Source organism: Sporolactobacillus spathodeae (assembly GCF_016908935.1).
In the GTDB taxonomy this organism is placed as follows: Bacteria; Bacillota; Bacilli; order Bacillales; family Sporolactobacillaceae; genus Sporolactobacillus; species Sporolactobacillus spathodeae.
Genome location: NZ_JAFBEV010000045.1, coordinates 1 through 4,387 on the forward strand (window position 1 = coordinate 1; position 4,387 = coordinate 4,387).

Here is a 4,387-nt window from a genome sequence, read left to right on the forward strand (position 1 = left end):
ACACATGGTTCTAGAGAGAAAAGTTTTAAAAAAGGCTCTGTTAAAAATTTAATGTTAATTTTAATGACAAAAAGGCAATGTGTGAGACGCCTGCGAGACCCCGCAGACTTTTGCCTGTCCGAGGAGGCTCGCGGTGCGCCCGCGGCAAGCGAACACATAGCAATAGGTGATAATAAGCAACAACAGACTTTAACAGAGCCTAAAAAAAAGAAAGCCATGCAGGATCAAAAAATACGAAAACAGAGAGGATAATTTTTATGAAAACCGTTAAAGCCGTTGGAAAATTTCTTGGCAAGTACTTCGCATTATTCGTACTTGCTGCAGCAGTACTTAGTTATTTTCAGCCACATTGGATCACTTGGGTCGTTCCCTATATCGCCTACTTGCTTGGCGTCGTCATGTTCGGCATGGGTCTAACACTAAAAAGATCTGATTTCGCCGAAGTTTTCAAACGTCCAAAAGATGTGCTGATCGGTGTTTGCGCGCATTACCTAATCATGCCGCTTGTTGCGCTCGCGCTTTGCTACGCATTCCGCCTGCCAAGCGCGCTTGCAGTTGGTGTTCTGCTTGTCGGCAGCTGTCCGAGCGGCACTTCTTCTAATGTCATGGCTTTCCTCGCTAAAGGCGATGTCGCCCTCGGCGTTTCCGTTGGCGCAGTGTCTACACTAATCGCTCCGGTGATGCTTCCATTTATTCTTTGGCTTCTTGCCGGACATTGGGTTAGCATCCCAACGGCAGCTCTCTTCACGAGTGTGCTTGAAATCGTCATCCTCCCAATTGTACTTGGCGTTGTCGTAAATGCGTTGCTCGGCAAGCATGTGGAAAAAGCAAACGAAGCGCTCCCTCTCGTTTCAACGGTCTCGATCATCTTGATCGCGAGCGGTGTCGTCGCTGCCAACAGTGCCACGATGTTTACAGCTGAAACATTGGTTATTATTCCTGTGGTTATCCTCCACAATCTGCTCGGCTATGGACTCGGCTTCCTATTCAGCCGCCTGCTCGGTATGAATCACCCGAAGAGCCGGGCGATCACGTTCGAAGTCGGTATGCAGAATTCCGGGCTTGCTGCGACGCTAGCGATGGCTTTGTTCTCGCCGATTGCCGCAGTTCCCGGCACATTGTTCAGCATCTGGCATAATATGTCCGGTTCGACGCTTGCTTCCTATTGGGCAAGCAAAACGATGCGTGAAGAAGCAAAGAAAAATGAACAACCCCTTTCTACCGCAACTGTATCTGCTGAGTAATCGGCTGATTAATGTAACGCCGTAGAAATAACAATTAATAAAGTGCAGGTTCCAGTCGTTCACACTTCGGATTGGGACCTGCGCTTTTTTTCGCCTAAAAACCCTTTTTTATAAAGCTGCGCGTGCAGATACCAAGCTGCAAAAAAGAAACAGAACTTAAGGGTCGAGACAAGCCGTGGTAAAAGAGTTGTAACCTCTACTTGAATTTCCAAGCAAGTGAGCAACGTTGCCCGGTATTGGAATGTCGGTGTGTTTCACTGAAGGACACCTTGCTTGCTCTGAAATAAAAACATCAGTGCGGGCAAAACAATCAACGCACTGAGCAGCGAATAGGCTGTGTCAAGAACGGTAATCACACCGAACGCGTTCAGCATCGGGAATCCGGTCATGGTCAATGTCGAAAAGCCGCCAATTACCGTTAATCCAGAGACCATGATCGCCTGTCCCACATTGCAAACAGCCGTTTGAATTGCCTGGGTCGCCGCGATCCCGCGCTTTTTCTCCTCGCGATAGCGCTCAATAATCAGTATCGTGAATTCCGTGCCAATACCAAGCACAAGTGCGCTTAAGGTAATCGTGATTGGGTTATAGGAGAGACCGAGCAGCTGCAGTGTTCCCGGTGAATAGCCAAGCACAAAAAGGATGGGAAGCAGCGGGTAAAAGGCATATTTTAGCCGTCGATAGACAACGAGCAACCCAATAAAGCTGCTTGCGAGTCCCGCCGCAATCAAGAGAAGATGGTGCGCACCAATATTATCCATCCCCTGCAGCATCATCACTTCCGGTCCAGCCGGCACCGCGCGGATACCCGCATACGTCTGGCGATCGCTGCTAATTTGATTCATAACGCGCAATAGATCGGCAGCTGGCAGGTTTTGATTGACGCGAAATTGGACTGTGGCAAAGTGATGATCGCCGCTGAGGAGCTTTTGCCGAACAGGTGCGGGCAACTGACGCATGCGCGAAGCGACCGAAACGTATTTTTTTGGGACCGATGGCGTCAATTTCGTAAGCAGTGCTGGCAGGCTTGTGACCGCCTCAATCTCGCGATGCTTATTCTGCTCGATCCGACCGAAATGTTCAATCGCATGCAGCGCAGCTGGCGCTGTCACATCCCGTGCGCTGATCAGATAGGTCAAATAAATCGAGGAGCCGGCTATCCGCTGCAGTTGATTCGTCTGATCAAGTGCCGGCAAATGCTGAGGAATCAATTTTTGAAAATTAGTTTCCAGCGGAATCGATTGTTCCGAATAAAATCCGGCGACAGCCAATAGTGCGGCAAGAGCAAGTATCGGAATCGGCGCTTTCCCGACCGATCCGGTCAAAGCGTTGAGACGTGCTGCGATAAAATAGTTGCTCCTTTCCGATAGAAGCGGCTTGTTCTTATGATCGAGCAAACGGAGAATAGCAAATAAAAGCGTCAGGGAAATCAGGTAGCAGAAAACGACACCGACAGCGAGTGTCACTCCGAATTGCTGCATGATCGGTGCCTCTGAATATAAAAGTGTCAGAAAACTGAGCGCCATAATGAATACAGCAATGCCAACGGCCGGACCCATATGCTGAATCGCTTGGCTTACCGCGAGCGCCGCATCGGCCTGTTTCCGGTACTCCTCTTCATATCTATTGTGCAACTGGACGCCAAAATCTGTGCCAAGTCCAATAATGACAGGCATTGCCGCCATTGTTGCCAGCGTAATGGGCACCCCGCACCAACCCATCAGGCCAAATGTCCAGATATTGCCGATTAGCACCAATCCCGCGGACAGCAAGCGACGGCGGACGTGAAAAACAAACAAGAGGATCAGCAACATTAAGGCGAGCGAGAGACAGAGCACAAGAATAATTGTTTTGAGCGCCAGCGGAACAAGTTGTCCGAGAACCGCCGGCGGTCCTGCCGCTTTTACCGAAAGACGTTTGTCAAAACCGTTTTTTTGAATCAGTTGGGAAATTTCGTGACTCATTTTCACATCGGTTGAAAGATCGGTGTTACCCGAGGTCTGCAGCACAATCAATGCGTATCTGCCATTTTGGGGAAGCAGCGGACGCAGCGGCTGCACGACCCGTCCATGATCGGAAAAAATCAGCCGCTGCAACAAGGCGCTGTTCATCCGCCGGACACCCGGAAGCGCGTGAACGAATTGGCGCTGCACGCTTAGCCGCTGTCGATCACTGAGTAGCGCAGCAGCCGCATGCAAAAGTCTATGTTTCTGGTCATCTGTGAGCAAACCATTCACCATGGCCAGCTGATCCGCTGATTGGCGCGGTTGGCGGATTAGCTGCTCGTTTTGCAATTTGTGAATGATCTGCAAAATTTGTCGGGGCGTGAGCAGATGCAGCAGTTTATCTTCCATTTTTATTTTCTGCTGCCTGCTTAATTGTTGGAAAACTTCCTGTTGCAGCGTTTGTTCTTGTTTTTTATTAAGAAAACTCAGGACAGTCGCCGCCAACTGCCGGCTGTCGAGAATCGTGTCCCCGCGTTCACCATTAGCAAGTATCGCGTCTAGCACCGTGACATAGCTCGTTGCCCCGTTAATATGTTGCATCCGCAATGCCTGAGCGCTGAATCGCCGGACTGCGCGTGCCGTTTCTTTTGAGATCAGCAGCTCTTTCTTTCCTTTTAACAGAATGTAATAGGAATCACCGCCGAAATGATGCTGAAAGATAAGCGTGTGTTGATAAATTGGCGATGAAGGTTTGACAAAACTATCATTGCCCATCTGAAGATGAAGCCTGCTGAGTCCGCACGCAAACAGAATCGTGACGACCAAAATACTGGCGATCACAGGTTTCGCGTGACGGTTGATTAAAGTAGCGACCGAAATAAAGATCGTCTGCAAGCGGCTTCCTCCCTTTGCGCGTCCGTCTGCTTAGTCTACCCAGCAGCGTCCGATTGCATCAGGAGAGCAGAAAAACTAGCTCTGGTCCTTTTCATGGTTTAGGGCTAAATTTGTCAGGATTCGGTCTAACTTTTCCGATTCGGTCTTACTTTTGCCCGGTTCGGTCTAACTCTTGTAATTTGGTGCGACTTTCTTTGATTTAGGAGCGACTTTTCCGAATTTCGGTGCGACTTTTCCTCGATTTGGTGCGACTCTCAAAATTCGGTGCGACTTTCCTTGATTTAGGAGCGACTTTTCCGAATT

3 protein-coding genes are annotated in these 4,387 nt (G+C 49.4%); 2 read left to right on the forward strand and 1 reads right to left on the reverse strand.

Going from position 1 to position 4,387, the window contains the following annotated elements:
* Positions 1 to 252 (forward strand): hypothetical protein (locus JOC27_RS13255; protein WP_205007754.1); only part of this gene is annotated, 252 nt, incomplete at its 5' end.
* 5 nt (positions 253 to 257) lie between these two features.
* Positions 258 to 1,244 carry a bile acid:sodium symporter family protein gene (locus JOC27_RS13260; protein ID WP_205007755.1) on the forward strand — a complete coding sequence of 329 codons (987 nt, stop codon included), beginning with the start codon at positions 258 to 260 and terminating at the stop codon, positions 1,242 to 1,244.
* 254 nt (positions 1,245 to 1,498) lie between these two features.
* Here the strand turns inward: JOC27_RS13260 and JOC27_RS13265 are convergent, their stop codons facing one another.
* Entirely contained in the window at positions 1,499 to 4,084 is a 2,586-nt protein-coding gene (locus JOC27_RS13265) for an efflux RND transporter permease subunit (RefSeq protein WP_205007756.1), read from the reverse strand.
* Between the last annotated feature and the right edge of the window lie 303 nt (positions 4,085 to 4,387).